This window comes from Streptomyces neyagawaensis (assembly GCF_023516595.1).
Lineage (GTDB): Bacteria > Actinomycetota > Actinomycetes > Streptomycetales > Streptomycetaceae > Streptomyces > Streptomyces neyagawaensis.
The window spans coordinates 14,486-39,021 of record NZ_JAMGBG010000083.1; the positions used below are offsets into that span (position 1 = coordinate 14,486).

A 24,536-nucleotide genomic window follows, 5' to 3' on the forward strand; every position below is an offset into this window, starting at 1 on the left:
CAGCATGGGGGCGACCGCGGAGGGTTCCGCCCCGGGCCTGCCGATGACCGTGCCCGCACCGGCCGCCGACGGGCTCCCGACGCGGGTCCGTATCCACGAGGTCGGCGCCCGTGACGGCCTGCAGAACGAGAAGGCGACCGTCCCGACGGAGGTGAAGGCCGAGTTCGTCCGCCGCCTGGCCGACGCGGGGCTGACGACGATCGAGGCGACGAGCTTCGTGCACCCCAAGTGGGTGCCGCAGCTCGCCGACGCCGAGGCGTTGTTCCCGCAGGTCGCCGATCTGCCGGTGGACCTGCCGGTCCTGGTGCCCAACGAGCGCGGCCTCGACCGGGCCCTGGCGCTGGGCGCCCGCCGGGTGGCCGTCTTCGCCAGCGCCACCGAGTCCTTCGCCAAGGCCAACCTCAACCGCACGGTCGACGAGGCGCTGGCCATGTTCGACCCGGTGGTGACCCGGGCGAAGGCCGACGGGGTGCAGGTGCGGGGCTATCTCTCCATGTGCTTCGGCGACCCCTGGGAGGGCCCGGTGCCCATCCCGCAGGTCGTCCGGGTCTGCCGGGCCCTGCTCGACATGGGCTGCGACGAGCTGAGCCTCGGCGACACCATCGGCGTCGCCACCCCGGGCCATGTGCAGGCACTGCTCACCGCGCTGACCGAGGCGGGGGTGCCGACCCCGGCCCTCGGTGTCCACTTCCACGACACCTACGGCCAGGCCCTCGCCAACACCCTCGCGGCGCTGCGGCACGGCGTCACGACCGTCGACGCCTCCGCCGGCGGCCTCGGCGGCTGCCCCTACGCCAAGAGCGCCACCGGCAACCTCGCCACGGAAGACCTCGTGTGGATGCTGCGGGGCCTCGGCATCGACACCGGCGTCGACCTCGGCCGTCTCGTCGCCACCAGCGCGTGGATGGCCGACCACCTGGGCCGACCCAGCCCGTCCCGCACCGTACGAGCCCTCTCCCACAAGGAGCAGTGAGTTTTCATGGACCACCACCTCTCTCCCGAACTGGAAGAACTCCGCCGTACGGTCGAGGAGTTCGCGCACGAGGTCGTCGCGCCGAAGATCGGCGACTTCTACGAGCGCCATGAGTTCCCGTACGAGATCGTGCGGGAGATGGGCCGTATGGGCCTGTTCGGGCTGCCGTTCCCGGAGGAGTACGGGGGTATGGGCGGCGACTACCTGGCGCTCGGTATCGCCCTGGAGGAGCTGGCGCGGGTGGACTCGTCCGTGGCCATCACCCTGGAAGCGGGGGTGTCCCTGGGCGCCATGCCGATCCATCTGTTCGGCACGCCGGCCCAGAAGGAGGAGTGGCTGCCGCGGCTGTGCTCCGGGGAGATCCTGGGCGCGTTCGGCCTCACCGAGCCCGACGGCGGCTCGGACGCGGGCGCGACCCGTACGACGGCCCGGCTCGACGAGGAGACCAACGAGTGGGTGATCAACGGCAGCAAGTGCTTCATCACCAACTCCGGGACCGACATCACGGGGCTCGTCACGGTCACGGCGGTGACCGGCCGCACTCCGGAGGGCAAGCCGCTGATCTCCTCCATCATCGTCCCGTCCGGCACTCCGGGCTTCACGGTGGCGGCCCCCTACTCGAAGGTCGGCTGGAACGCCTCCGACACCCGTGAGCTGTCCTTCTCCGACGTCCGGGTGCCCGCGGAGAACCTCCTCGGCGAACTCGGCCGTGGCTACGCGCAGTTCCTGCGCATCCTCGACGAGGGCCGGATCGCCATCTCGGCGCTCGCCACGGGGCTCGCCCAGGGCTGTGTCGACGAGTCGGTGAAGTACGCCAAGGAGCGCCATGCCTTCGGCCGGCCGATCGGCTCCAACCAGGCGATCCAGTTCAAGATCGCCGACATGGAGATGAAGGCCCACACGGCCCGCCTCGCCTGGCGGGACGCGGCCTCACGGCTGGTCGCCGGGGAACCGTTCAAGAAGGAGGCGGCGCTGGCGAAGCTGTACTCCTCCACGGTCGCCGTCGACAACGCCCGTGACGCCACGCAGATCCACGGCGGCTACGGCTTCATGAACGAGTACCCGGTGGCCCGTATGTGGCGTGACTCCAAGATCCTGGAGATCGGCGAGGGCACGAGCGAGGTCCAACGCATGCTGATCGCCCGCGAGTTGGGGCTCGTGGGCTGACACCGCCGTATCGAGGAGGCCGGATTCGTTCTCACGGATCCGGCCTTCTGACGTGCGGGGGCGGTTCGCCCGCCACGGGGACGCGCGCCCGGACGCGGCATCCCTCCAGCAGACCCCACCCCCTGGACAGGAAGTGAGGTTAGGCTAACCTATCTTCGAACTCACCCTCGGGCGGCACTCCGCCCCGTTCGAAAGTAGCCATACTCATGCCCAACGCCAGCGCCGCTCACCTCACCCGCCGTGGCATCCTCGCCGCCGGTGGCGCACTCGGTCTCGGTGCCGTGCTCGCCGCCTGCGGAGACGACAAGGCGAGCGGTGGCGCCGGCTCCGGCAAGGAGACGGCTGCCGCCAAGTCGGGCCCCTGGACGTTCAAGGACGACCGCAAGGAGACCGTCAAGCTCGACAAGACCCCGGCGAACATCGTCGCGTTCGTGGGTGTCGCCGCCGCGCTGCACGACTACGGCATCGGCGTGAAGGGGGTCTTCGGCCCGACCAAGCTGCAGAACGGCAAGGCCGACGTCCAGGCCGGCGACCTCGACATCAGCAAGGTCACCGTCGTCGGCAACATCTGGGACGAGTTCAGCGTCGAGAAGTACGCGGCCCTCTCGCCCGACGTCCTCATCACCACGATGTTCGACGACGCGGGCACCCTCTGGTACGTGCCCGAGGCGTCCAAGGACAAGATCGCCAAGCTCGCCCCGAGCGTCGGCATCTCCGTGTACGACCGCCAGATGACCGAGCCGCTCCAGCGGGTCTACGAGCTGGCCGAGTCGCTGGGCGCGGACGTCACGTCGGAGAAGGTCACCGCGGCGAAGAAGCGGTTCGAGGACGCCGCCGCCCGGCTGCGCGCGGCCACCAAGGCCAAGCCGGACATCAAGGTGCTGGCCGGTTCCGCCAGCCAGGACATCTTCTACGTGTCCGGCTCGAACCTCTCCATCGACCTGGAGTACTTCAAGGCCCTCGGCGTGAACTTCGTCGAGCCGAGCGCCGAGGCGCTGAAGGCCAGCGGCGGCTGGTTCGAGAACCTCAGCTGGGAGAACGTCGACAAGTACGACGCGGACGTCATCATCATGGACAACCGCACGTCGGCGATCCAGCCGGACGCGATCGAAGAGGCGACCTGGAAGAAGCTGCCCGCGGTCAAGGCCGGTCAGGTCATCGGGCGCAACCCCGAGCCGATCCTGTCCTACGACAAGTGCGCGCCGCTTCTGGAGGAGCTGGCCGAGGCGATCGAGAAGGCGAAGAAGGTCCGTTGAGGCCTTGACCGTGGGTGAGCCGCGCGTCCGGCTGTGGCGTCGCGCACACGCGGCGGCGCCGCACATATCAACACCCCGCGCCCCTGACCATGCTGGGCGCGACCTCTTGCACAGCCGCACCCTGACCCCGACTCAGGAGCTATCGATGACGACGGCCGTAGCCGCCCCCTTCCGTTTCTTCTCCCTTCAGGTCGTGCGGACGGAGCGGCTGGGGCCGTCTCTGGTGCGCGTCTCCTTCGGTGGGGACGACCTGCGGTTCTTCCTGTCGGACGGGAGGGACCAGTCGCTGTCGCTGTTCCTGCCGCAGCCGGGGCAGGACGTGCCGGCTGTGCCGTACGAGCTGGGCGACGGCTGGTGGCAGGCGTGGCGGGAACTGCCGGACGACGTGCGGGCGGTGATGCGCTCGTACACGCTGCGCGGGCTGCGGACCGACGTGCGCGGGGAGACCGTCGAGATCGACATCGACTTCGTGCTGCACGGGGTGGAGCCGGGGGCCGCCGTGCCCGCCGGGCCCGCGTCGCGGTGGGCGTCGCGGGCGTCGGCCGGGGACCGGGTCGTGCTGCTCGGGCCGGCGATCGCCGACAACCGGGCGATCCGGTTCCGGCCGCCGGCCGACACCGATCTGATGGTGATCTGGGGGGACGAGACGGCGCTGCCCGCCGCCTCGGCGATCCTGGAGTCGCTGCCCGCCGGGATGCCGGCACGGGTCTGGCTGGAGGTCCACCACGCGGGGGACATCCAGGACCTGTCCACCGAGGCCGACGCCGAGATCACCTGGCTGGTGCGCGGCGAGGGCGCACCGACCGCGCTGGACGCCGTCCGTGCCGCCCCTCTGCCGCCCGGCCGGCTTCCGTACGCGTGGATCGCCGGTGAGTCCGGCCGGGTCAAGGAACTGCGCCGGCATCTCGTGCGGGAGCGCGGGATCGACAAGCGGCGCGTGACCTTCGTCGGGTACTGGCGTGAGGGTCTGACGGAGGAACAGCTGCGCGAGCGCGGCGAATAGGGCGCTCGTCGGGCCAACTGCCCCTGACGCCCCCGTGACTGACGTGATGACAGTCACGGAAGAGGCATGACCTCTCTCAACTTAGTTAGGTTAGGCTTACCTAAATTGAATCCGGGATTACGTACCCCACTCCTCTCATCTCTCCGTCCCACCCGGACCGCCCCGCTCGGAGGACCTTCCCATGCGCTCGCACCTGCTCAATGACACGACCGCGGAGCGGTACTGCCGCACCGTGACCGAAGGCGTGGAGCGGGTGGCGGCCAAACTCGCCACCACCGACCGGCCGTTCACCGGTGTCGGCGTCGACGCCCTCGCTCCCGTCATCGAGGGGATCGACCTCGACAAGCCGCTGCACGACACGGCCGCCGTCCTCGACGAGCTGGAGGACGTGTACCTCCGGGACGCGATCTACTTCCACCACCCCCGCTACCTCGCCCACCTCAACTGCCCGGTCGTCATCCCGGCCGTGCTCGGCGAGGCCGTCCTGTCCGCCGTCAACTCCTCGCTGGACACCTGGGACCAGTCCGCGGGCGGCACCCTGATCGAGCGGAAACTCATCGACTGGACCAACGAGCGCGTCGGCTTCGGCCCCGCCGCCGACGGCGTGTTCACCTCCGGCGGCTCGCAGTCCAACCTCCAGGCCCTGCTCCTCGCCCGGGAGGAGGCGAAGCCGGGGCCCGGCGGGTGGCAAGGGCCCGCCGACAACGCCCGACTGCGGATCTTCGCCTCCGAGGTCAGCCACTTCAGCGTGAAGAAGTCCGCGAAACTGCTGGGCCTCGGGCAGGACGCGGTCGTCTCCGTCCCGGTCGACGCCGACAAGCGGATGCAGACCATGGCGCTCGCCCGTGAGCTGGAGCGCTGCAAGGCCGACGGCCTCGTCCCCATGGCCGTCGTCGCCACCGCCGGCACCACCGACTTCGGGTCCATAGACCCGCTGCCCGAGACAGCCGAGCTGTGCGAACAGTACGGGGCGTGGATGCACGTCGACGCCGCCTACGGCTGCGGACTGCTCGTCTCCCGCAAGCGGCGCGCCCTGCTCGACGGGATCGAGCGCGCCGACTCGGTCACCGTCGACTTCCACAAGTCCTTCTTCCAGCCGGTGAGTTCGTCCGCCGTCCTGGTCCGGGACGGGGCGACCCTGCGCCACGCCACCTACCACGCGGAATACCTGAACCCGCGCCGCATGGTCACCGAGCGCATCCCCAACCAGGTCGACAAGTCCCTCCAGACCACCCGCCGCTTCGACGCGCTGAAGCTGTGGATGACGCTGCGCACGATGGGCGCCGACGGCGTCGGGCAGCTCTTCGACGAGGTGTGCGACCTGGCGGAGGAGGGCTGGAGGCTGCTCGCCGCCGACCCGCGCTACGACGTGGTCGTGGAGCCCCGGCTGTCGACGCTGGTCTACCGCTACATCCCCGAGGCCGTCACCGACCCGGCCGAGATCGACCGCGCCAACCTGTACGCCCGCAAGGCCCTGTTCGCCTCCGGCGACGCCGTGGTCGCGGGCACCAAGGTGGGCGGCCGCCACTACCTGAAGTTCACCCTGCTCAACCCCGAGACCACGGTCGCCGACATCGCCGCCGTGCTCGATCTGATCGCCGGCCACGCCGAGCAGTACCTGGGAGAATCCCTTGACCGCGTCGCTTCCTGAATCCGCCGTGCACGTCCACGACTTCATCGGCATCGGACTGGGACCCTTCAACCTCGGCCTGGCCTGCCTCACCGAGCCGATCGCCGAGCTCGACGGGATCTTCCTGGACGCGAAGCCGCACTTCGAGTGGCACTCGGGGATGTTCCTCGACGGCGCCCACCTCCAGACCCCGTTCATGTCGGACCTGGTCACCCTCGCCGACCCGACGTCGCCGTACTCCTTCCTCAACTACCTGAAGGACTCCGGCCGGCTGTACTCGTTCTACATCCGCGAGAACTTCTACCCCCTGCGCGTCGAGTACGACGACTACTGCCGCTGGGCCGCGAACCGGCTGACCAACGTCCGCTTCGGCACGACGGTCACCGAGGTGACGTACGAGGACGACGTGTACGCCGTGCGGACGGCCGGCGGGGACGTCCTGCGCGCCCGACGGCTGGTCCTCGGCACCGGCACCGTCCCCTACCTCCCCGGGGCGTGCGAGGGCCTGGGCGGCGACTTCTTCCACAACGCCCAGTACATGCACCGCAAGGCGGAGCTGCTGAAGAAGAAGTCGATCACGATCGTCGGCAGCGGCCAGAGCGCCGCGGAGATCTACCACGAGCTGCTGTCCGAGATCGACGTCCACGGCTACCAGCTCAACTGGGTCACCCGCTCCCCGCGGTTCTTCCCCCTCGAATACACCAAGCTGACGCTGGAGATGACGTCACCGGACTACATCGACTACTTCCGCGCGCTGCCCGAGGAGACCCGCTACCGGCTGGAGAAGCAGCAGAAGGGCCTGTTCAAGGGCATCAACTCGGAGCTGATCGACTCCATCTTCGACCTGCTCTACCAGAAGAACGTGACCGCCGGCGGCCGCCCGGTCCCGACCCGGCTGCTCACCAACTCGTCCCTGAACAGCGCCACCCACGAGGCCGGGCGGTACACGCTCGGCTTCCGCCAGGACGAGCAGGGCAAGGACTTCGAGATCGAGACCGAGGGCCTGGTCCTGGCCACCGGCTACCACTACCGGCCGCCGGCGTTCCTCACCCCGATCCGCGACCGGCTCGTCTTCGACGGCCACGGCCGCTTCGACGTGGCCCGCAACTACGCCGTCGACACCACCGGCCGCGGGATCTTCCTGCAGAACGCGGGCGTCCACACCCACAGCGTCACCTCACCCGACCTGGGCATGGGCGCGTACCGCAACGCGTCCATCATCCGCGAGCTGCTGGGCACCGAGTACTACCCGGTCGAGAAGTCCATCGCCTTCCAGGAGTTCGCCGTATGACCTTCACCTTCCGTCCCCTGGACCCGCTGAAGGACGCCGAGCTGCTGCACCGCTGGGTCACGCACCCCAAGGCCGCGTACTGGATGATGCAGGACGCCCGGCCGGCGGACGTCGAGCGCGCCTACAGGGAGATCGCGGCCGACCCGCACCATCACGCCTTTCTGGGCCTGCGCGACGGCGAGCCCGCGTTCCTCATGGAGAAGTACGACCCTGCGCACCGCGAGCTGGTGGGCCTGTACGAGCCGGAGCCCGGCGATGTCGGCATGCACTTCCTGGTGCCGCCGACGGACACCCCCGTACACGGGTTCACCCGATCCGTGATCACCGCCGTGATGGCGCACCTCTTCGAGGACCCGGCCACCCGCCGTGTCGTCGTCGAGCCGGACGTGTCCAACACCGCGGTGCACGCGCTCAACGCGTTCGTCGGTTTCGTCCCCGACCGCGAGATCGACAAGCCGGAGAAGCGCGCCCTGCTCAGCTTCTGCACGCGCGAGCAGTTCCTCGCCCGTCACCGCCTCGCCGCCCGAGGAGTCCCCGTATGACCCCGTCCGATGCCGTGGCGCATCTGTCCCCCCACCGCTGGGCACGGGCCAACCGCCTGCTCATCCGCAAGGCCCTCGCCGAGTTCGCCCATGAGCGGCTCATCACTCCGGAGGCCACCGCCGACGGCCGCTTCGAGGTCCGCGGCGACGACGGTCGGACCCGCTACGGGTTCACCGCGCGGCGCTACGCCCTCGACCACTGGCAGGTCGACGCCGACTCGATCACCCGTCACCGGAACGGCGTCGACCTCCCCCTCGCCGCCCTGGACTTCTTCATCGAACTGAAGGACTCCCTGGGGCTGAGCGACGAGATCCTCCCGGTCTACCTCGAGGAGATCTCCTCCACCCTCTCCGGCACCTGCTACAAGCTGACCAAACCGCAGATCCCGGTCACCGAGCTGGTGGACGCCGGCTTCCAGGCCATCGAGACCGGGATGACCGAGGGCCACCCCTGCTTCGTCGCCAACAACGGCCGCCTCGGCTTCGGTGTCCACGAGTACCTGGCCTACGCCCCCGAGACGGCGAGCCCGGTCCGCCTGGTCTGGCTGGCCGCGCACCGTTCGCGGGCGGCGTTCACGGCGGGCGTCGGCATCGAGTACGAGGCGTTCCTGCGGGACGAGCTGGGCGCGGAGACCGTCGCCCGCTTCACCTCCGTCCTCACCGACCTGGAACTCGACCCGGCCGACTACCTCTTCATCCCGGTCCACCCCTGGCAGTGGTGGAACAAGCTCTCCGTCACCTTCGCCGCCGAGGTCGCCCAGCGGCACCTCGTGCTGCTCGGCGAGGGCGACGACGAGTACCTGGCCCAGCAGTCCATCCGGACCTTCTTCAACAGCTCCAGCCCGGAGAAGCACTACGTCAAGACGGCCCTGTCGGTCCTCAACATGGGCTTCATGCGGGGCCTTTCGGCGGCGTACATGGAGGCGACCCCGGCGATCAACGACTGGCTGGCCGCCCTCATCGAGAACGACCCGGTGCTGAAGTCGACGGGCCTGTCGATCATCCGCGAGCGGGCCGCCGTCGGCTACCGGCACCTGGAGTACGAGGCCGCCACCGACCGGTACTCCCCGTACCGCAAGATGCTGGCCGCGCTGTGGCGGGAGAGCCCCGTCTCCGGGCTCCAGGAGGGCGAGTCGCTGGCGACGATGGCCTCCCTGCTCCATGTCGACCATGAGGGCAACGGCTTCGCGGCGGCCCTGATCGCCCGTTCGGGCCTCACCCCGACGGAGTGGCTGCGCCGCTATCTGACGGCGTACCTCACCCCGCTCCTGCACAGCTTCTACGCCTACGACCTGGTGTTCATGCCGCACGGCGAGAACGTCATCCTGGTCCTGAAGGACGGCGTGGTCGAGCGGGCGATCTACAAGGACATCGCCGAGGAGATCGCGGTCATGGACCCGCAGGCGGTCCTCCCGCCGACGGTCGAGCGGCTGCGCGTGGACGTCCCCGACGACAAGAAACTCCTGTCGATCTTCACGGACGTCTTCGACTGCTTCTTCCGCTTCCTCGCCGCCCAGCTCGCCGAGGAGGGCGTGCTGGAGGAGGAGGACTTCTGGCGGACGGTCGCCGAGACGGTCCGCGACCACCAGCGGGCGCTGCCGGAACTCGCCGACAGGTTCGCCCAGTACGACATGTTCGCCCCCGAGTTCGCGCTGTCCTGCCTCAACCGCCTTCAACTGCGCGACAACCGCCAGATGGTCGACCTGTCGGACCCGGCGGGCGCGCTACAGCTGGTCGGCGACCTGAAGAACCCGATAGCGGGCCGTTAGCCCCCGGTACACACCCCAGGAGCAGACGGGCACCTCGGAGTACGGTCCTCCGAGGTGCCCGTCGCGTCGTGCCGAGGCATGCGGGTGCGGCTGGGTGGGGGCTGGTCGCGCCCACGCGGCGGAGCCGCATGTGTCACGGCCCCGCGCCCCTGGAGGGACGGGCCTGGCGGCCCGGCCTTCATCGGGTGTCGCCGTTGCGATCGGATGGGCGCCCCTGAAAAGCACGGGGCGCAGCCCCGGTCGCTTTTCAGGGGCGCGGGGAACTGCGCGAGCAACCACATACCACCCGCACCCGCCGACGAGACCCGAACCCCCGAGCACTACCGCGCGCCCGGCCCACCCCACGGCACCTGTGGCGACCGGTAATACCCAATCCCGCGCGCCTCCCACCGCGGCCCCTGCGCGGCAAGCCGCACCCGGTAGTCACCCCAGTCGTGCGTGGACGCCGGTGACCAGCCCAGCTCGGCGACGCCCGGCAGCCTCGGGAACACCATGTGATCCATGTCGGCCGGCGTCACGATCGTCTCCGTCCACAGCGGCGCCTCGACCCCCCGCACCGCGGACTCCGGCACCCCCGCCCCCGCCAGATAGGCGCCCGGATCCCAGTCGTAGGACCGCCGCACCTCCACGTATCCCGCCCAGTCGAGCCCCAGCCGCGTGTCCTTGTCGTACTTCATGTCGAGGTAGATCCGGTCGGCCGGCGACAGGACGATCCCCGTGCCGTTGCGCGCGGCGGCCGCGACCCGCTCCTTCTCCTCCGGCTCGGTGCCGTCGAGGCCCCAGTACTGGGCGAGCGCGCCCCGCGCCGGTGTCGCGCCGGTGAGCTGGTGCCAGCCGACGACCGTCTTGCCGTACCGGGCGACGACCGGCTGCACCCGGTCCATGAACGTCACGTAGTCCGCGTGGCTGGTGGAGTGCGCCTCGTCGCCGCCGATGTGGAGGTACCGGCCGGGCGTGAGCGCGGCCAGCTCCCGTACGACGTCGTCCACGAAGTCGTACGTCACGTCCTTGTCGACGCACAGCGAGCTGAAGCCGACGTCGGTGCCGGTGTAGAGCGGGGGCGCGACGCCGTCGCAGTTCAGCTCGGCGTAGGAGGCGAGGGCCGCGTTGGTGTGGCCGGGCATGTCGATCTCGGGGACGACCTCCAGGTGGCGGGAGGCCGCGTACCGGACGATCTCCCGGTAGTCGGCCTTCGTGTAGTACCCGCCGGGGCCGCCGCCGACCTGGGTGGAGCCACCGTGGGCGGCGAGCCGCGGCCAGGAGTCGACGGCGATGCGCCAGCCCTGGTCGTCGGAGAGGTGCAGATGCAGCTTGTTGAACTTGTAGAGCGCCAGCTGGTCGACATACCGCTTGACCTGGTCGACGGTGAAGAAGTGCCGGGACACGTCGAGCATGGCCCCGCGCCAGCCGTAGCGCGGCACGTCCTCGACGGTGCCGCCGGCGACCGTCCAGGGCCCCGGCTGCACGGAGTCCTTCTCGACCGCCGGGGGCAGCAGTTGGCGCAGGGTCTGCACCCCGTGGAAGAGGCCGGCGGCCGTGCGGGCGGTGATCGTGACGCCGGAGCGGGCGCTGCGCAGCCGGTATCCCTCCTGCCCGAGCGCCCGCTCGTGCGCGGCCAACCGCAGCCGGACATCGCCTCCTTCGCCCCTCGCCCGGTCCGTCACGGGCAGCCGGTAGCCGGTCGACGGCCGCAGGACGCCCGCCAGGTACTCCCCCACCCGCCGCGCCCCGGGGCCGCCGTCCACGACGACGCGTGCGCCGCTCGTCAGCCGGTACGGCGTTCCCCCGGCCTCGACCCGGGCGGGGGCCGGGATCACCTGCCCGAGGGGGACCGTGGTGACGTCGGCGTTCTCGGACACGGGCGCGGCTCCCACGGCGAAGATCCCGGACACCACGAGCAGCAGCGCACCGAGTAGACGAGTCGATCTGTGGCGCGGTCTCACCACGTGCTCCCTCCCACAACCGAACGGACGACACCACCATCCCCGCAATGGGCCGCTAGGTCTAGACCACCTCGGTGCCGGGCCGGTGAAAGAATCCCCCCATGGCGGAAATCCTCCAGCGGGACGGGTCGTGGACCTTCGACGGCGACACCCTGCGGCTCACGCCGGGCCGCGACAAGAGCGTGAGTCTCCTCCGCAAGACACTCGGTGAACTCTCCGTCCCCCTGGGCGCGTTGGCGGGGATCTCGTTCGAGCAGGGCAGGAAGTCGGGGCGGTTGCGCCTGAGGCTGCGCGATGGCGCCGACCCGCTGCTCCAGGTGACGGGCGGCCGCCTCACCGACGGCAACGACCCGTATCAACTGTGCGTCGACGCCGACCGGTACGGGGTCGCCGAGTACGTCGTGGACGAGATACGCAACGCGCTGCTGCTGGAGCAGGTGCCCGCCGACGCGGTGGGTGCGTATCTGCTGCCGGGCCCGGTCGTCCCGCTCTCCGTCTCCGCCGGGGACGGCACGGCGAGCTTCGACGGCGAGCACGTGCGCCTGGAGTGGAACTGGAAGACGGAGGACGCGAAGGCGGCGGCCGGACCCCGGACACTGGCGCTGGCCGACATCGCGGCCGTGGACTGGCAGCCCTCGGTGGGCCTGGAGAACGGCGCCCTGCGCTTCACCGTGCGGAACGCGCCGACCAAGGCGCCGGCCAAGTACGACCCGAACTCCGTGGAGCTGTGGGGCTTCAAGAAGGACCCGCTGATGGCGCTGGTCGCGGCGGCCGTACAGGCCAGGCTGCCGCATCCGTCGAGCGCCGGCGACACCGGGCCGAAGCAGCTCGCGCCCGTCGGCGGCGGCGACGACCACGACGCCCTGCTGCGCCGCCTGCGCGAACTGGGCGAGCTGCACAGGTCGGGTGTCCTCACGGACGAGGAGTTCACGCTGGCCAAGCAGGCGGTCCTCAAGCGCATGTGACCCGGCCGAAGGGGGCGACGAGGGAGCCGTCGACGTGCTCGGCGCGCGGCGCGCCCTGGGTGGGGACGGCGCTCCGGGTGGCGGCCCGGACCGCGGTGCCCGGCACGAACACGCCGCCCGTGACGGCGCCGATCGTGACCGCGCCGCCTCTGATCATCGTGCGCCGGGAGTAGCGGGCGCGCAGGTACTCGTGCTGCGCGGCCATGCTCATGCGCTCGGCCGGCGACTCGGGAACACCCATACGAGCAATGTCCATGACGTCCGAAAGTCGTCGCCTCAGGCGACGGGCTGCGGGCCATCGGGGGGCCGGACAGCGAACAGGCACCCGTAACACGTTCAACGCTCTCCCAAGGCTCCACCACAGGGGCCTGCCCGAAATCGGGCAGAATTCTTGCGAAACGCACGCTCGTACCTCAGGATCTACCGGGTGCACGACGAACTTGTCGATCATCTGACGCGATCCACGCCCCTGAGCCGGGGCGAGGCGCTGCGGGTGATCCAGGACGTGCTCGCCTACTTTGACGAGACGACGGAGGACTACGTCCGTCGCCGCCACCGCGAGCTCCAGGCCCAGGGCCTGGTGAACGCGGCGATCTTCGAACGGATCGAGGCGGACCTGAAATACCGGGCGGTCGCGCCGCCGGAGCTCACGCTCAGGCAGCTGCGCCGCATCGTCTACGGCTGACGGGAAGGCCACGGACCCGGTCCACACCGACCGAGAAACGGGATACCCATATATGTGCGGAATTGTCGGCTACATCGGCAAGCGTGATGTCGCGCCGCTGCTCCTGGAGGGCCTGCAGCGCCTGGAGTACCGGGGCTACGACTCGGCGGGCATAGTGGTCACCTCGCCCAAGGCGGCGGGCCTGAAGATGGTCAAGGCCAAGGGCCGGGTCCGCGACCTGGAGGCCAAGGTCCCCGCGCGCTTCAAGGGCACCACCGGCATCGCCCACACCCGCTGGGCCACCCACGGCGCCCCGTCCGATGTGAACGCCCACCCGCACATGTCGGCCGACAACAAGGTCGCCGTCGTCCACAACGGCATCATCGACAACGCCTCCGACCTGCGGAAGAAGCTCGAGGCGGACGGCGTCGAGTTCCTCTCCGAGACCGACACCGAGGTCCTCACCCATCTCATCGCCCGCTCCCAGGCCACCACCCTGGAGGAGAAGGTCCGCCAGGCGGTCCGCATCGTCGAGGGCACCTACGGCATCGCCGTGATGCACGCCGACTTCAACGACCGCATCGTCGTCGCCCGCAACGGCTCCCCGGTCGTCCTCGGCATCGGCGAGAAGGAGATGTTCGTCGCCTCGGACATCGCCGCGCTGGTCGCCCACACCCGGCAGATAGTGACCCTCGACGACGGCGAGATGGCCACCCTCAAGGCCGACGACTTCCGCACCTTCACCACGGAGGGCACCCGCACCACCGCGGAGCCCACCACCGTGGAGTGGGAGGCGGCCTCGTACGACATGGGCGGCCACGACACGTACATGCACAAGGAGATCCACGAGCAGGCCGACGCCGTGGACCGTGTGCTGCGCGGCCGCATCGACGACCGGTTCTCCACCGTGCACCTCGGCGGCCTCAACCTGGACGCCCGCGAGGCGCGCCAGATCCGCCGGGTGAAGATCCTCGGCTGCGGCACCTCGTACCACGCGGGCATGATCGGCGCCCAGATGATCGAGGAGCTGGCCCGTATCCCCGCCGACGCCGAGCCGGCCTCCGAGTTCCGCTACCGCAACGCGGTCGTGGACCCCGACACCCTCTACGTCGCCGTCTCCCAGTCCGGTGAGACCTACGACGTGCTGGCGGCCGTCCAAGAGCTGAAGCGCAAGGGCGCCCGCGTCCTCGGTGTGGTGAACGTCGTCGGCTCGGCGATCGCCCGCGAGGCCGACGGCGGCATCTACGTCCACGCGGGCCCCGAGGTCTGCGTGGTCTCCACGAAGTGCTTCACCAACACGACGGTGGCCTTCGCGCTCCTCGCCCTGCACCTCGGCCGCACCCGCGACCTCTCGGTCCGCGACGGCAAGCGGATCATCGAGGGCCTGCGCAAGCTGCCCGGCCAGATCGCCGAGATGCTGCGCCAGGAGGAGGCGATCAAGAAGCTGGCCCTGGAGTACGCCGAGGCCCGCTCGATGCTCTTCATCGGCCGGGTCCGCGGCTACCCGGTCGCCCGTGAGGCCTCCCTCAAGCTCAAGGAGGTCTCCTACATCCACGCCGAGGCCTACCCCGCCTCCGAGCTGAAGCACGGTCCGCTGGCCCTGATCGAGCCGGCCCTCCCCACGGTCGCGATCGTCCCCGACGACGACCTGCTGGAGAAGAACCGCGCCGCCCTGGAGGAGATCAAGGCCCGCAGCGGCAAGATCCTCGCCGTCGCCCACCAGGAGCAGGAGAAGGCCGACCAGACGATCCTCGTCCCCAAGAACGAGGACGAGCTCGACCCGATCCTCATGGGCATCCCCCTCCAACTCCTCGCCTACCACACGGCCCTGGCCCTCGGCCGGGACATCGACAAGCCGCGCAACCTGGCGAAGTCGGTGACGGTGGAGTAGTCGGGACGCCGTACCGGCTGCCGGCGGGCGCCCGCTCCGAGGAGCCCTGACCTCCCGCGCACCAACCGAACGGACCCCCACGTGGTGACATCTCACCCGTGGGGGTCCGCTCATGTCGCCGGGGCCGCCCAACTCCCCGACACCGGCTGCCGTCAACCCGTGGCCGTCACACCCCGTCCGGCAGCCCGCCTGGGAAGCGTCGTGGGCCAGTGGGCCAACGCCGCGGTGGCCGCGTACCAGGCCACCAGCCCGCCCACGGCGGCCACCCATCCGCCGGCCTTCGCGAGCGCGCCGCTGTCGCCGAAGGACGCGACGGCCAGCAGCAGCATGGCCGCGCACAGCAGCCCGTACGTCGCCCGCGTGAGCGTCGCGGCGCCGGACGCCCCGAGCGTCAGGCTCAGCGCGACGAGGGCGAACAGGAGCAGGAACAGCCCCTTCGCGTCGGCGGACCCGAGGTCGCCCACGGACCAGGTGAACCAGAGGGCGCCGAGCCCGGCGTGGGCCGTGCCCGTGAATCCGTCGCGGTCGCGGAAGGCGAGGAGACCGGCGACGAAGAGGGCGACGCCGCCGACATAGGCGGCGAGCGGGCCGGCGTCGGCCTCGGTCAGGCCGTCGATCATCCGGGTGTGCCCGAGACCGAACGCCAACAGGGTCAGTCCGAGAGCGAGTTGGCCGAGAGTCGTGGTGTTGCTTCCCGCGGAGACGTCGTTGTCCACGGCGGGGCTCCCTTCGTGCGTGTGCGGTGGTGCGGCGATCGGGTTATGCCCTTCACAAGAGCACAAACACCTCTACGCGCCAGTAGGTTCACACGGCGGCACACGGGGACCCGCACGGACCTCCACCCATCCCACCTGCGGGGAAAGGGAGTTGCGGAAAGGAAGGCATGCGAGGGGAGGAGCTGGAAGGGAGCCGAGTGACGAGGGGCTACGGAATGACGATGACGGGCCGCTGCGCCCGCTTCGCGAGGCGTCCGGCGACGGAGCCGAAGATCCGCCCGACGATGCCGTGCGTGGATCCGACGACGATCGCGTCGGCCTCGTACTCCCGCCCGACCTCTTCGAGTTCGTGGCAGATGTCACCGCCGCGCTCGACGAGGATCCACGGCACCTCGGCGAGATAGTCGGCGCAGGCGAGCTCCAGCCCGAGCACCTCGGTGCGGTGATCCGGTACGTCGACGAAGACCGGCGGCTCGCAGCCGGCCCACACGGTCGTGGGCAGCCGGTTGGCGACATGGACGATGATCAGGCCCGAGCCGGAGCGGCGGGCCATGCCGATCGCGTAGGCGAGGGCGCGCTCACTGGACGTCGAACCGTCGAAGCCGACGACGACGCCGTGCTTGAAGGCGGGATCGCAGCTGGGGCGCGCCTCTTCCGCCGCGAGGGGGTCGGCCGCCGTGTGATCGGCGACGGGACGTCGCTTGCGGTCCGCGGAGTCGAAGAATTCGTGACCGGCCATGGGTGTCTCGGCGTCTGGATCCTCGTGGGTGGGACGACGTGGGTGGGACGTCAGTGTGAGGCGGAGCTGTGTCCGGGAATCATCTTCCCAACCCCATACCCCCAAGGGTACGGCCGCACGCCTCCTCCGCGCACCGGCTCCGCGGGGTTCCAGGGAGCATGCACGACCCCCCGCCCGTAACGCAACGGTTGCTGCCCCGTACAGCCGGTTCACGCCGCCCGGCCGGGGCACCGTACGGCCGGAGTGACACACGGGGTTGCGCCCGCCGGTCCACCCGAGGGGGTGTCGGCAGTGACCGACGGGTCGAACAGGCGTTGAACCCCGGTAAGCCAGACCCGAGGGAGCCAGAAGCGAGCAAGCCCGTGTCCGCACACCGCACCGTCCGACAGTCCCCCCACCCCGCCCCCGACGCCCCGCGCACCGTCCCCGACACCCCCTGCCCCTCCGCGGCGGACGGTCCCCCTCCGGCCGCCGGCCCTCCCCCCGCCGGCGTCCCCGTCCTCTCCCCCGCCCATCCCGACACCGCGACGGACGTGGTCCGCTGGGCGGCGTTCAGCTGTGTGCTCGTGCCGGTCGTCCTCGTCTGGTACGGCACCTCGCTGGCCGGCGCGACCGGCGCGGCGCTGGGCCTGGCCGCGGTGACCGGAGTGTGCCGCGTCCTCCTGCGCCGGTCCGAACGCGGAGCCGCCCTCGCGGCCGACCTGGCACACGCGGCCCCCTCGGCCCGAACCGAACACGCCGTGGCCGAAGAGCACTCCCCTCAGCGCGGCCGACGCGGCCGCACAGACTCAGGGGCTCACAGGGGCGGGCGGACCTCCGGTCCGAGTACGCCGGGCGACTGACCGGTTTCCGCACACACCCCCGTATCTTTTCAGCCAACTTCGGCTCACCGGGCATCCCAGGGTCGAACACCCCTCCACGCCCGGTTCGACCTGCACTGAAAGGGGTCCCGGGGCCGCGCGCACCCTACGTGGACCAGCCACTGGGACGAGGCGTACTTCCCTGCACGGCCCACGAGTGCAACGCTTCGTGATCGAATGCTTTACGCCAAGTTGCCATGTCGACAATGTGCCGGGTGGCGAACTGGTCACGCCGGCACCACGGGACACAGTAGATTCGATCATGACTGTCTTACGGCGGGGGACTCGTGCAGGACCGAGGGGAAACGTGCAGGAGCGACACAACCGAGGAGCCGCGACCACCGAGGGGGGCTTAGCAGGATGAGCCACGACTCCACCGCCGCGCCGGATGCCGCGGCCCGGAAGCTTTCCGGGCGTCGCCGCAAGGAGATCGTCGCGGTGCTGCTGTTCAGCGGCGGCCCCATCTTCGAGAGTTCCATACCACTGTCGGTGTTCGGGATCGACCGCCAGGACGCCGGCGTACCGCGCTACCGCCTTCTGGTGTGCGCGGGCGAGGAAGGACCCCTGCGGACCACAGGGGGCCTGGAACTCACCGCACCGAACGGCCTCGAGGCGATCTCGCGGGCGGGCACGGTGGTCGTGCCCGCATGGCGTTCGATCACCTCACCGCCGCCGGAGGAAGCGCTCGACGCCCTGCGTCGCGCGCACGAAGAGGGCGCCCGCATCGTGGGGCTGTGCACCGGTGCGTTCGTGCTGGCCGCGGCCGGACTGCTGGACGGCAGACCGGCCACCACGCACTGGATGTACGCGCCGACGCTGGCCAAGCGCTATCCGTCCGTCCATGTCGATCCACGGGAGCTTTTCGTGGACGACGGGGACGTACTGACATCGGCCGGCACCGCGGCCGGAATCGATCTATGTCTGCACATCGTGCGGACGGACCACGGCAACGAGGCGGCCGGCGCGCTCGCCCGCCGGCTGGTGGTCCCGCCGCGCCGGTCGGGCGGCCAGGAGCGCTATCTCGATCGGTCTTTACCGGAGGAGATCGGCGCCGACCCGCTCGCCGAGGTCGTCGCCTGGGCGCTGGAGCACCTCCACGAGCAGTTCGACGTGGAGACGCTCGCCGCACGCGCCTACATGAGCCGGCGCACGTTCGACCGCCGGTTCCGGTCGCTGACCGGCAGCGCCCCGCTCCAGTGGCTGATCACCCAGCGGGTGCTGCAGGCGCAGCGGCTGCTGGAGACGTCGGACTACTCGGTGGACGAGGTCGCGGGCCGTTGCGGCTTCCGTTCGCCGGTGGCGCTGCGCGGGCACTTCCGCCGCCAGCTCGGCTCGTCCCCCGCGGCGTACCGGGCGGCCTACCGTGCCCGCCGTCCGCAGGGCGACAAGCCCGTCGAGCACGACAGCCAGGCCGGCCACCACGGTCCGTCCGCGGTGTCGCCGGAGCACGCCCACGGGGTGCCGCTCCAGGCCCGTCGTACGGCCGCGGCGAGCGCCCTGGCGTCGTCGGCGTCCCTCGCGGCGGACGGCGGCGCCAAGCCGGAGCTGTACGCCACCGGCCGGCTGCCGGGGCAGCGCAGCGCGCACTAGCCCGTAGCGGCGCATGACGGCCCGGTCCCGCACTGGATCACCCCGGTGCAGGACCGGGCCGTACGGCTGTCACGGGCCGTAAGGTGAGACACATGAACGATCGCATGGTGTGGATCGACTGCGAGATGACCGGCCTCTCGCTGTCCGACGACGCGCTCATCGAGGTGGCCGCCCTCGTCACCGACTCCGAGCTGAACGTGCTCGGTGACGGTGTCGACATCGTCATCCGCCCGCCGGACTCGGCGCTGGAGACCATGCCGGAGGTGGTGCGTCAGATGCACACCGCGTCCGGTCTGCTCGACGCGCTGCCCGGCGGCACGACCCTGGCGGACGCCGAGGAGCAGGTCCTCACGTACGTTCGCGAACACGTGAAGGAGCCGGGCAAGGCGCCGCTGTGCGGGAACTCGGTGGGCACGGACCGCGGTTTCCTGCTGCGGGACATGCCGACGCTGGAGGACTACCTCCACTACCGGATCGTGGACGTCTCCTCGATCAAGGAGCTGGCCCGGCGCTGGTACCCGAGGGCGTACTTCAACAGCCCGGAGAAGAACGGCAACCACCGCGCGCTGGCGGACATCCGCGAATCCATCGCCGAACTCCGCTACTACCGCGAGGCGATCTTCGTCCCGCACCCCGGCCCCGACTCCGACACCGCCCGCACGATCGCCGCGAAGCACGTCCTGCCCGCGGGCTAGGCCGGCTCCGGGGGCCCTGCCGGGCCCCGGAAGCCCCGCGGGGAAACGTGTGCGCGGGCACCCCTGAAGACCCTGTACACTTTTTCTCGGCCGGTCGGGGAAACCTTCGGATGAACCGCCGGTCATGGTGGGTGTAGCTCAGCTGGTAGAGCACCTGGTTGTGGTCCAGGATGTCGCGGGTTCGAGTCCCGTCACTCACCCTTAACGATCAAGGGCTGACCTGTGAAAACGGGTCAGCCCTTCGTCGTTGCCCGAGGGCGCACACCACGGGGACCGATCGTGCTTGTGGGACTCGACGACCATCCGCGCGCCGACAGTCGCGTGCACGACGCACTGCCCGCCATCTCCGCCGCCATCGCGACCCACGACGACCCTGACGACGGCCCTGTCCGTCCGCTCCACGAACTACAGAAGGCCGTCGAGGGCGCGGTCACCTGGCGGCTCACCGCACAGTAGGTGCAGATCAGCCGACACATCCCCGACCTGCTCACCGACCTGGCCCGCGCACCGCACACCGCGCCGCCGGCACATCGAGCCCAGGCCGCCTCATGATCAATGTCAGCGAGAAGTGATGTCACCAGTGCGGTGGCTTCGTCCCCGTCAGGATGCGGGAGGGACGGCGCGGGTGAGGGGATCCAGGTCGGCGTAGAGGGCGGCGTGGAGCGCGGCCGCGAGTTCGCGGGCCCGCTCTTCGTTCCGGACGCCGTGCGTCATGAAGTAGATCGGGCCGGTCCAGCACTGGTGCTTTTCGGATTCGATGGCGACGAAGACGGCCTGCTGTGGGGTGAAAAGGGCGGTCCACGCGGACGGCCTCGACCCAACACCCCGGCCGTCATCCCGGAGTCGCCCTGCCGTGACGCCAGTAACCGACGAAAGTGATGTCGGACTTGTCGACGCCGCGCTCATGGACGAGGTGCCGCCGCAGTGTCGTGGGCAGGTGATTCTCACCCGCCACGAAGGTGGCGAAACGCCCTGCCGGCAGGGCGGCCTTCATCACGGTGTCGAGAGCGTAGCGCCCCGGAAGTCCGGGGCGGCCGTCGCGCGGAAGCCAGTGCACGATGACGTTCTGCGGCGTGTTCAACTGCTGGATGTCCGCGCTGCTGGGTACCTCGAGGAACACTTCGCTGGGCAACGCGCCCTCGTCGGAGTCCAGGATGGACAGGATGGCCGGCACCGCGGTCTCGTCCCCTACGAGCAGTTGCCATTCCACGCCATGGGGCGGGCTGTAGGTGGCTCCCTCGTCGAGGATGCCGACCGGTTCGCCGGGGCGGGCACCCCGCGCCCAGGTGGAGGCCGGACTGTCGCCTTCGTGGAGCACGAACTCGATGTCCATTTCGTTGCGGTCTGGCCAGAAGTGCCGGACCGTGTAGAAACGGACGTAGGGGCGTACCGCCTTGCCCGTCATCATGTACTGCGCCATCCATGTGGCGTCGGACCGGGAGGGCAGCCAGAGCCGGTCCTGGCCGGGCCGCCGGAACAGGAGCCTGAAGGCCTGGTCCACTCCGATCGGCCGGAAGTCCTTGAGGTCCTCTCCACCCACGGTCACCAGCAAGAAGTTTCCGGTCCTCCACTCCTTGCGCATGACTTCGACCGACAGCATCCGACGGCTGACGGGCTTGATCCGGTTCATGGTGACGTCCTCTTCCCATGCGTCGACGCCGCAACGCGAGGTGGGTACGCACCACGCCCCGGGCATCAAGTTAGGCATGCCTAACCGTAGGATGGGGCTTGTGCGCATGGTGGCCATGCGATACCCCGGAACGGCCAGACCGTGATCGGAGCACGGGGCGAACGGGACTGCTGGGCCAGGACGGGACGGATCGGCGGATGGAGAGATGAGCGTCAAGGCTCAGGTGACAGCTCTGGGCGAGGGAGCCGCCTCGCCGATCCTGAGCATCGATCACCAGCATGCGCATCCGCCCCTCCAGGTGGCACCCCATACCCATGCGGAGCCGATGCTGCTGTGGGCGTCGACCACTTCCGTCACCCTGCGCACGGTCTCGCACGACTGGCTGGTGCCTCCGGGGCACGGCCTGTGGATTCCCGGCCGTGTCGAGCACACGGGGACGACACGGCATGCCGGTGAACTGTGCGTCATCCGGTTCATGGCCACGCGCTGCCCCATCGACTGGGCGCGGCCCACCGGCGTCGCCGTCGGGCCGCTGCTTCGTGAGCTCATCCGATACCTGCGGGCCGAGCCGGACGCGGCGAACCGCCGGCATGCCGAAGCTCTCCTCTTCGAAGTCCTCCGGCCGCTGCCGACCCACTCGATCCAGGTGCCCATTCCCGCCGAACCGCGCTTGCGTACGATCACCGAGCGACTCATCGAATCGCCCGGAGATCAGCGAGAACTGGCGATGTGGGCGGCGGAGGTGCACAGCGGGGTACGTACGCTGTCACGGCTCTTCCTCGCCGAGACGGGACTGACCTTCTCGCAGTGGAGGACTCGGGTCCGTGTCCGCGCCGCAGTAGGCCATCTGGCGACCGGCGCGTCCGTCAAGGCCACCGCGCGGGCTGTGGGATACCGAAAGCCCAGCGCCTTCATCGCCGCCTTTCAGCGCGTGACTGGCCAGACGCCCGGTACCTACGGGGGCGAGTAGGAGCCATGCAGCGAGTGCGGTTGGGAATCAAGCCCAGGTATGGGCCCAAGGCACCTGCGTGTTCACCGGGCCAGGGCGATCGCTCCCTCCCGCCGAAACACCACCCCTACACCTGACCAGCGGAAACGAACCCGTCGCTCCCGGAAGGACAACGGCTTCAGACAAGGACTTGTCGCCGTTCTTCGCACCGGAGTTGGTGAACCCGGCGGCGATCTTGTCGGCCCAGGTCTGGGTGTACCAGCGCTTGCTGCCGGCCTCGGCGAAGGTGTGGAAGGCGGCGGAGTCGGTGCCCATGTAGGTGGAGGCACCGAAGATGATCGCGTCGGCGGCGTCCAGCTGCACCCACTGCTCATCCGTGATCGTGTCCACGGGAGTGGAGATCACCTCGGCACCGGACTGCGCGGCACCACGCGCCACGGCCTCGGCTATCACGGCGGTGTGGTCGTAGCCGGAATGGAAAGCGAAGGCGACAGCGGGACGGGAGAGAGAGGACATGGGGATATCGCTCCTCGAAAAGCATTGCGTGAATCGTGCTCCGGAAGCGTGGCACGGAATTCGAATGCGAAGGCAGGAAGGATGAGTCCCTGGCTGCGCTGTCCCTGTTCGTATGCCGGGCCACGACGAAGCCCTTGGCGTCCTTGGACCTGTTCACGGTGTTGATCGTGAGCTTCAGTTCGGCCTTGGGCCCTTCCGCGAACTGACCACGGTGGGCGGAGTCGGCCCGGACAATGGCGAGTTCAGGGTGGAGCCGGCGGGCGGGGGTCAGCAGGTCCCTGGCCGGCTTACGGTCGTGCGGACCGGCCGAGGTCACCATGACGTCCAGTGGGAGGCCGTGCGTCTCGATCAGGACTCCGACTTCCCCGTCGGGCCACCAAACTCGGTCAGAAGGCGACTCCCACGGTCACGTCGAAACGCCTCCCGCCCCGGTTACAAAGCCATGCTCCGAACGCAACCGTTCCGCAGGTTCCCGTTGTTCCCGTCGCTTCCTGGCTGCGGCCTCCTGAGCCTGACGAACCTCGTCAGGCTCAGCGACGGCGGACCGGGGCCAGTGGTTGCCGGATCAGGTGTGGACCGGCTCGCGGGCCGGGCAGTCCAGCGAGAACGAGCGGAAGGCGTGGGCGAGGAGCGAGAGGGTTGTGTGGCGGTACCAGCCGGTGATGGCGCGGACCTGGTAGGCGTCCAGGCCGACCTCTCTTCGTAGGACGGCCAGACAGCGCTGGGTGGTCGCCTGGGCCCGTACCGCGCGGATGAACTCCGTGACGGTGGTGGAGTGTCCGGCGCACAGATACGACTGCGGGCGGCGGGACGGGGCCGTCGGCTGGTGGATCAGCAGCCAGTGGGCGCGTCGGCCGGCCGCCGGGCCCCGCAGGCGCACGGTCTGCCAGGGCAGCGTGTTGACCCCGGCCGTCCGGCCGCCGGGCGGGGGCGCCAGCAGGTCGTCCGCCATGCCGCGCGGCAGCAGGGCCGCGGTGTCCTCGGGGTTCAGCTTCAGGACGTAGGGCACGCCCCGTTCCTCCAGCCAGAGGCGGAGGTCCTCGTCCCACAGCTCGCGCTCCGGCACGCTCACCCACGGCAGGTGCGGGCCGTCGTCCAGCACCCGGGCGATCATCTGCTGGTTCAGCCGGGCCTTCGAGGCGTACTGCGCCCGCTGCGGCAGGACCGCGGACATGCCCCGGGACCGGTCCCGCAGCCACTCACGGGGCAGATACAGTTCCCGGTCGAGAACCGAGGTGCCGTGTTCCGAGACATAGCTGAGGAACAGCCCTATCTGACAGTTCTCCATCCGCCCGTGCTCGCTGGAGTACTGCCAGGCCGTCCCCGCCGAATGTCTGCCCTTTTTCACGAAGGTCTGCTGGGCGGTGACGAGAACCGGGCGGTCGCGGTCACCCTGACCGGTCTCCGGGACACGGGTGTTCCGCAGCACATAGGCGCGGAGGTCGTCGCGTACGGCGTCGGCGTCCCACTTCGCCGTGCGCAGCAGTCGCTGCATTCCGTCGGGGCCGACTTCCCTGGCGCGTGAGGCGAGTGCGAAGGCGGTCTTGCGCAGCTCGCTCGACAACAGCCCTTCCATGTACGAAATCACGAGTCTCCGGGGTTCCGCCCGCGAGAACCGATGCGAAATCAGGTCCGTCAGCTCGTTCATGATGCTCACCTTCACTCGCTGATCCGTCCGAATGGGAGCGCTCTCAGGGAAGACGTTAGCGAGTCACGGTTTGCCGGCGCTTTCGGTGAGCGCGGGCGA

Annotated in this window: 22 protein-coding genes, 1 tRNA gene and 2 pseudogenes; 17 read left to right on the forward strand and 8 right to left on the reverse strand. The window is 69.9% G+C overall.

Annotated features, from left to right (window positions below):
- Window positions 1-4: 4 nt before the first annotated feature.
- From M8J73_RS29795 to M8J73_RS29830, 8 genes are all read left to right on the forward strand, one after another.
- Window positions 5-973, forward strand: a complete 969-nt coding sequence (locus tag M8J73_RS29795; protein ID WP_372504041.1) for a hydroxymethylglutaryl-CoA lyase — start codon at window positions 5-7, stop codon at window positions 971-973.
- 6 nt (window positions 974-979) lie between these two features.
- Entirely contained in the window at window positions 980-2,140 is a 1,161-nt protein-coding gene (locus M8J73_RS29800) for an acyl-CoA dehydrogenase family protein (protein ID WP_055539597.1), read from the forward strand.
- Between the two features lie 206 nt (window positions 2,141-2,346).
- Window positions 2,347-3,396, forward strand: coding sequence for an ABC transporter substrate-binding protein (locus tag M8J73_RS29805; RefSeq protein WP_055539596.1), 1,050 nt, complete (start codon window positions 2,347-2,349; stop codon window positions 3,394-3,396).
- Between the two features lie 145 nt (window positions 3,397-3,541).
- A complete protein-coding gene (locus M8J73_RS29810; RefSeq protein ID WP_055539595.1) occupies window positions 3,542-4,399 on the forward strand; it encodes a siderophore-interacting protein in 858 nt (285 codons plus the stop codon).
- A 181-nt stretch (window positions 4,400-4,580) separates the two neighbouring features.
- Window positions 4,581-6,050, forward strand: coding sequence for a lysine decarboxylase DesA (desA, locus tag M8J73_RS29815; protein ID WP_055539594.1), 1,470 nt, complete (start codon window positions 4,581-4,583; stop codon window positions 6,048-6,050).
- Window positions 6,031-7,320, forward strand: coding sequence for a lysine N(6)-hydroxylase/L-ornithine N(5)-oxygenase family protein (locus M8J73_RS29820; protein WP_055539593.1), 1,290 nt, complete (start codon window positions 6,031-6,033; stop codon window positions 7,318-7,320). Before desA ends, M8J73_RS29820 begins: the two co-directional genes overlap by 20 nt.
- Window positions 7,317-7,862 carry a GNAT family N-acetyltransferase gene (locus M8J73_RS29825; protein WP_055539592.1) on the forward strand — a complete coding sequence of 182 codons (546 nt, stop codon included), beginning with the start codon at window positions 7,317-7,319 and terminating at the stop codon, window positions 7,860-7,862. The genes M8J73_RS29820 and M8J73_RS29825 overlap by 4 nt, the downstream gene beginning before the upstream one ends.
- Window positions 7,859-9,631 (forward strand): IucA/IucC family protein, encoded by a 1,773-nt coding sequence (locus M8J73_RS29830; protein WP_055539591.1) that lies wholly within the window; start codon window positions 7,859-7,861, stop codon window positions 9,629-9,631. Before M8J73_RS29825 ends, M8J73_RS29830 begins: the two co-directional genes overlap by 4 nt.
- 320 nt (window positions 9,632-9,951) lie before the next feature.
- On the opposite strand, the gene M8J73_RS29835 is transcribed toward M8J73_RS29830, so the two are convergent.
- Entirely contained in the window at window positions 9,952-11,574 is a 1,623-nt protein-coding gene (locus tag M8J73_RS29835; protein ID WP_055541947.1) for a beta-N-acetylhexosaminidase, read from the reverse strand.
- 101 nt (window positions 11,575-11,675) lie between these two features.
- Between M8J73_RS29835 and M8J73_RS29840 the strand changes: the two genes are divergently transcribed.
- Window positions 11,676-12,539: a DUF4429 domain-containing protein gene (locus tag M8J73_RS29840; RefSeq protein ID WP_055541946.1), complete on the forward strand. Its 864-nt coding sequence runs from the start codon at window positions 11,676-11,678 to the stop codon at window positions 12,537-12,539.
- 1 nt (window position 12,540) lies between these two features.
- Here the strand turns inward: M8J73_RS29840 and M8J73_RS29845 are convergent.
- A pseudogene (locus M8J73_RS29845) lies at window positions 12,541-12,780 on the reverse strand (phosphoesterase); the annotation flags it as partial.
- Between the two features lie 186 nt (window positions 12,781-12,966).
- Here M8J73_RS29845 and M8J73_RS29850 point away from each other — a divergent pair.
- Both M8J73_RS29850 and glmS read left to right on the forward strand, forming a co-directional pair.
- Window positions 12,967-13,224 carry a hypothetical protein gene (locus M8J73_RS29850; RefSeq protein ID WP_055521645.1) on the forward strand — a complete coding sequence of 86 codons (258 nt, stop codon included), beginning with the start codon at window positions 12,967-12,969 and terminating at the stop codon, window positions 13,222-13,224.
- A 52-nt stretch (window positions 13,225-13,276) separates the two neighbouring features.
- The gene (gene glmS, locus M8J73_RS29855; RefSeq protein ID WP_055541944.1) at window positions 13,277-15,094 is read left to right on the forward strand and encodes a glutamine--fructose-6-phosphate transaminase (isomerizing); all 1,818 of its coding nucleotides are present in this window, start codon (window positions 13,277-13,279) and stop codon (window positions 15,092-15,094) included.
- 152 nt (window positions 15,095-15,246) lie between these two features.
- Here glmS and M8J73_RS29860 read toward each other — a convergent pair whose 3' ends face one another.
- On the reverse strand, window positions 15,247-15,810 hold the full coding sequence (locus M8J73_RS29860; RefSeq protein ID WP_055541943.1) for a GPR1/FUN34/YaaH family transporter: 564 nt from the start codon (window positions 15,808-15,810) through the stop codon (window positions 15,247-15,249).
- A gap of 208 nt (window positions 15,811-16,018) precedes the next feature.
- Window positions 16,019-16,549 (reverse strand): universal stress protein, encoded by a 531-nt coding sequence (locus M8J73_RS29865; RefSeq protein ID WP_099964700.1) that lies wholly within the window; start codon window positions 16,547-16,549, stop codon window positions 16,019-16,021.
- 533 nt (window positions 16,550-17,082) lie between these two features.
- Between M8J73_RS29865 and M8J73_RS29870 the strand changes: the two genes are divergently transcribed.
- From M8J73_RS29870 to M8J73_RS29890, 5 genes are all read left to right on the forward strand, one after another.
- Window positions 17,083-17,391: a hypothetical protein gene (locus M8J73_RS29870; protein WP_063799273.1), complete on the forward strand. Its 309-nt coding sequence runs from the start codon at window positions 17,083-17,085 to the stop codon at window positions 17,389-17,391.
- 378 nt (window positions 17,392-17,769) lie between these two features.
- The gene (locus M8J73_RS29875; RefSeq protein ID WP_249829295.1) at window positions 17,770-18,999 is read left to right on the forward strand and encodes a helix-turn-helix domain-containing protein; all 1,230 of its coding nucleotides are present in this window, start codon (window positions 17,770-17,772) and stop codon (window positions 18,997-18,999) included.
- 92 nt (window positions 19,000-19,091) lie between these two features.
- Entirely contained in the window at window positions 19,092-19,694 is a 603-nt protein-coding gene (gene orn / locus M8J73_RS29880) for an oligoribonuclease (RefSeq protein ID WP_055541007.1), read from the forward strand.
- A 127-nt stretch (window positions 19,695-19,821) separates the two neighbouring features.
- Window positions 19,822-19,894 (forward strand) — tRNA-His (locus tag M8J73_RS29885).
- 79 nt (window positions 19,895-19,973) lie between these two features.
- Complete coding sequence (locus M8J73_RS29890; protein ID WP_157873255.1) at window positions 19,974-20,150, forward strand: hypothetical protein; 177 nt, start codon at window positions 19,974-19,976, stop codon at window positions 20,148-20,150.
- 376 nt (window positions 20,151-20,526) lie between these two features.
- Here M8J73_RS29890 and M8J73_RS29895 read toward each other — a convergent pair whose 3' ends face one another.
- Complete coding sequence (locus M8J73_RS29895) at window positions 20,527-21,441, reverse strand: siderophore-interacting protein (RefSeq protein WP_240501576.1); 915 nt, start codon at window positions 21,439-21,441, stop codon at window positions 20,527-20,529.
- An 88-nt stretch (window positions 21,442-21,529) separates the two neighbouring features.
- Here M8J73_RS29895 and M8J73_RS29900 point away from each other — a divergent pair, with 88 nt between their 5' ends.
- Entirely contained in the window at window positions 21,530-22,294 is a 765-nt protein-coding gene (locus M8J73_RS29900; RefSeq protein ID WP_055541010.1) for a helix-turn-helix transcriptional regulator, read from the forward strand.
- Between the two features lie 168 nt (window positions 22,295-22,462).
- Here the strand turns inward: M8J73_RS29900 and M8J73_RS45915 are convergent.
- The 3 genes and pseudogenes from M8J73_RS45915 to M8J73_RS29910 form a co-directional block, all read right to left on the reverse strand.
- Window positions 22,463-22,726: pseudogene (locus M8J73_RS45915) on the reverse strand (flavodoxin family protein); the annotation flags it as partial.
- Entirely contained in the window at window positions 22,644-23,141 is a 498-nt protein-coding gene (locus M8J73_RS45920; RefSeq protein WP_476718389.1) for a transposase, read from the reverse strand. The gene M8J73_RS45920 and the pseudogene M8J73_RS45915, both read right to left, overlap by 83 nt.
- Before the next feature lie 213 nt (window positions 23,142-23,354).
- Window positions 23,355-24,437 (reverse strand): IS701 family transposase, encoded by a 1,083-nt coding sequence (locus tag M8J73_RS29910; protein ID WP_063799274.1) that lies wholly within the window; start codon window positions 24,435-24,437, stop codon window positions 23,355-23,357.
- Window positions 24,438-24,536 lie beyond the last annotated feature (99 nt).

What these genes read in the sequence shown, in the direction of transcription:
- M8J73_RS29795 (WP_372504041.1), top strand. Translation starts at nt 5, where the DNA reads ATGGGGGCGACCGCGGAGGGTTCCGCCCCGGGCCTGCCGATGACCGTG.
- M8J73_RS29800 (WP_055539597.1), top strand. Translation starts at nt 980, where the DNA reads ATGGACCACCACCTCTCTCCCGAACTGGAAGAACTCCGCCGTACGGTC.
- M8J73_RS29805 (WP_055539596.1), top strand. Translation starts at nt 2,347, where the DNA reads ATGCCCAACGCCAGCGCCGCTCACCTCACCCGCCGTGGCATCCTCGCC.
- M8J73_RS29810 (WP_055539595.1), top strand. Translation starts at nt 3,542, where the DNA reads ATGACGACGGCCGTAGCCGCCCCCTTCCGTTTCTTCTCCCTTCAGGTC.
- desA (WP_055539594.1), top strand. Translation starts at nt 4,581, where the DNA reads ATGCGCTCGCACCTGCTCAATGACACGACCGCGGAGCGGTACTGCCGC.
- M8J73_RS29825 (WP_055539592.1), top strand. Translation starts at nt 7,317, where the DNA reads ATGACCTTCACCTTCCGTCCCCTGGACCCGCTGAAGGACGCCGAGCTG.
- M8J73_RS29830 (WP_055539591.1), top strand. Translation starts at nt 7,859, where the DNA reads ATGACCCCGTCCGATGCCGTGGCGCATCTGTCCCCCCACCGCTGGGCA.
- M8J73_RS29840 (WP_055541946.1), top strand. Translation starts at nt 11,676, where the DNA reads ATGGCGGAAATCCTCCAGCGGGACGGGTCGTGGACCTTCGACGGCGAC.
- glmS (WP_055541944.1), top strand. Translation starts at nt 13,277, where the DNA reads ATGTGCGGAATTGTCGGCTACATCGGCAAGCGTGATGTCGCGCCGCTG.
- M8J73_RS29865 (WP_099964700.1), bottom strand. Translation starts at nt 16,549, where the DNA reads ATGGCCGGTCACGAATTCTTCGACTCCGCGGACCGCAAGCGACGTCCC.
- M8J73_RS29875 (WP_249829295.1), top strand. Translation starts at nt 17,770, where the DNA reads ATGAGCCACGACTCCACCGCCGCGCCGGATGCCGCGGCCCGGAAGCTT.
- orn (WP_055541007.1), top strand. Translation starts at nt 19,092, where the DNA reads ATGAACGATCGCATGGTGTGGATCGACTGCGAGATGACCGGCCTCTCG.
- M8J73_RS29895 (WP_240501576.1), bottom strand. Translation starts at nt 21,441, where the DNA reads ATGGCCACCATGCGCACAAGCCCCATCCTACGGTTAGGCATGCCTAAC.
- M8J73_RS29900 (WP_055541010.1), top strand. Translation starts at nt 21,530, where the DNA reads ATGAGCGTCAAGGCTCAGGTGACAGCTCTGGGCGAGGGAGCCGCCTCG.
- M8J73_RS29910 (WP_063799274.1), bottom strand. Translation starts at nt 24,437, where the DNA reads ATGAACGAGCTGACGGACCTGATTTCGCATCGGTTCTCGCGGGCGGAA.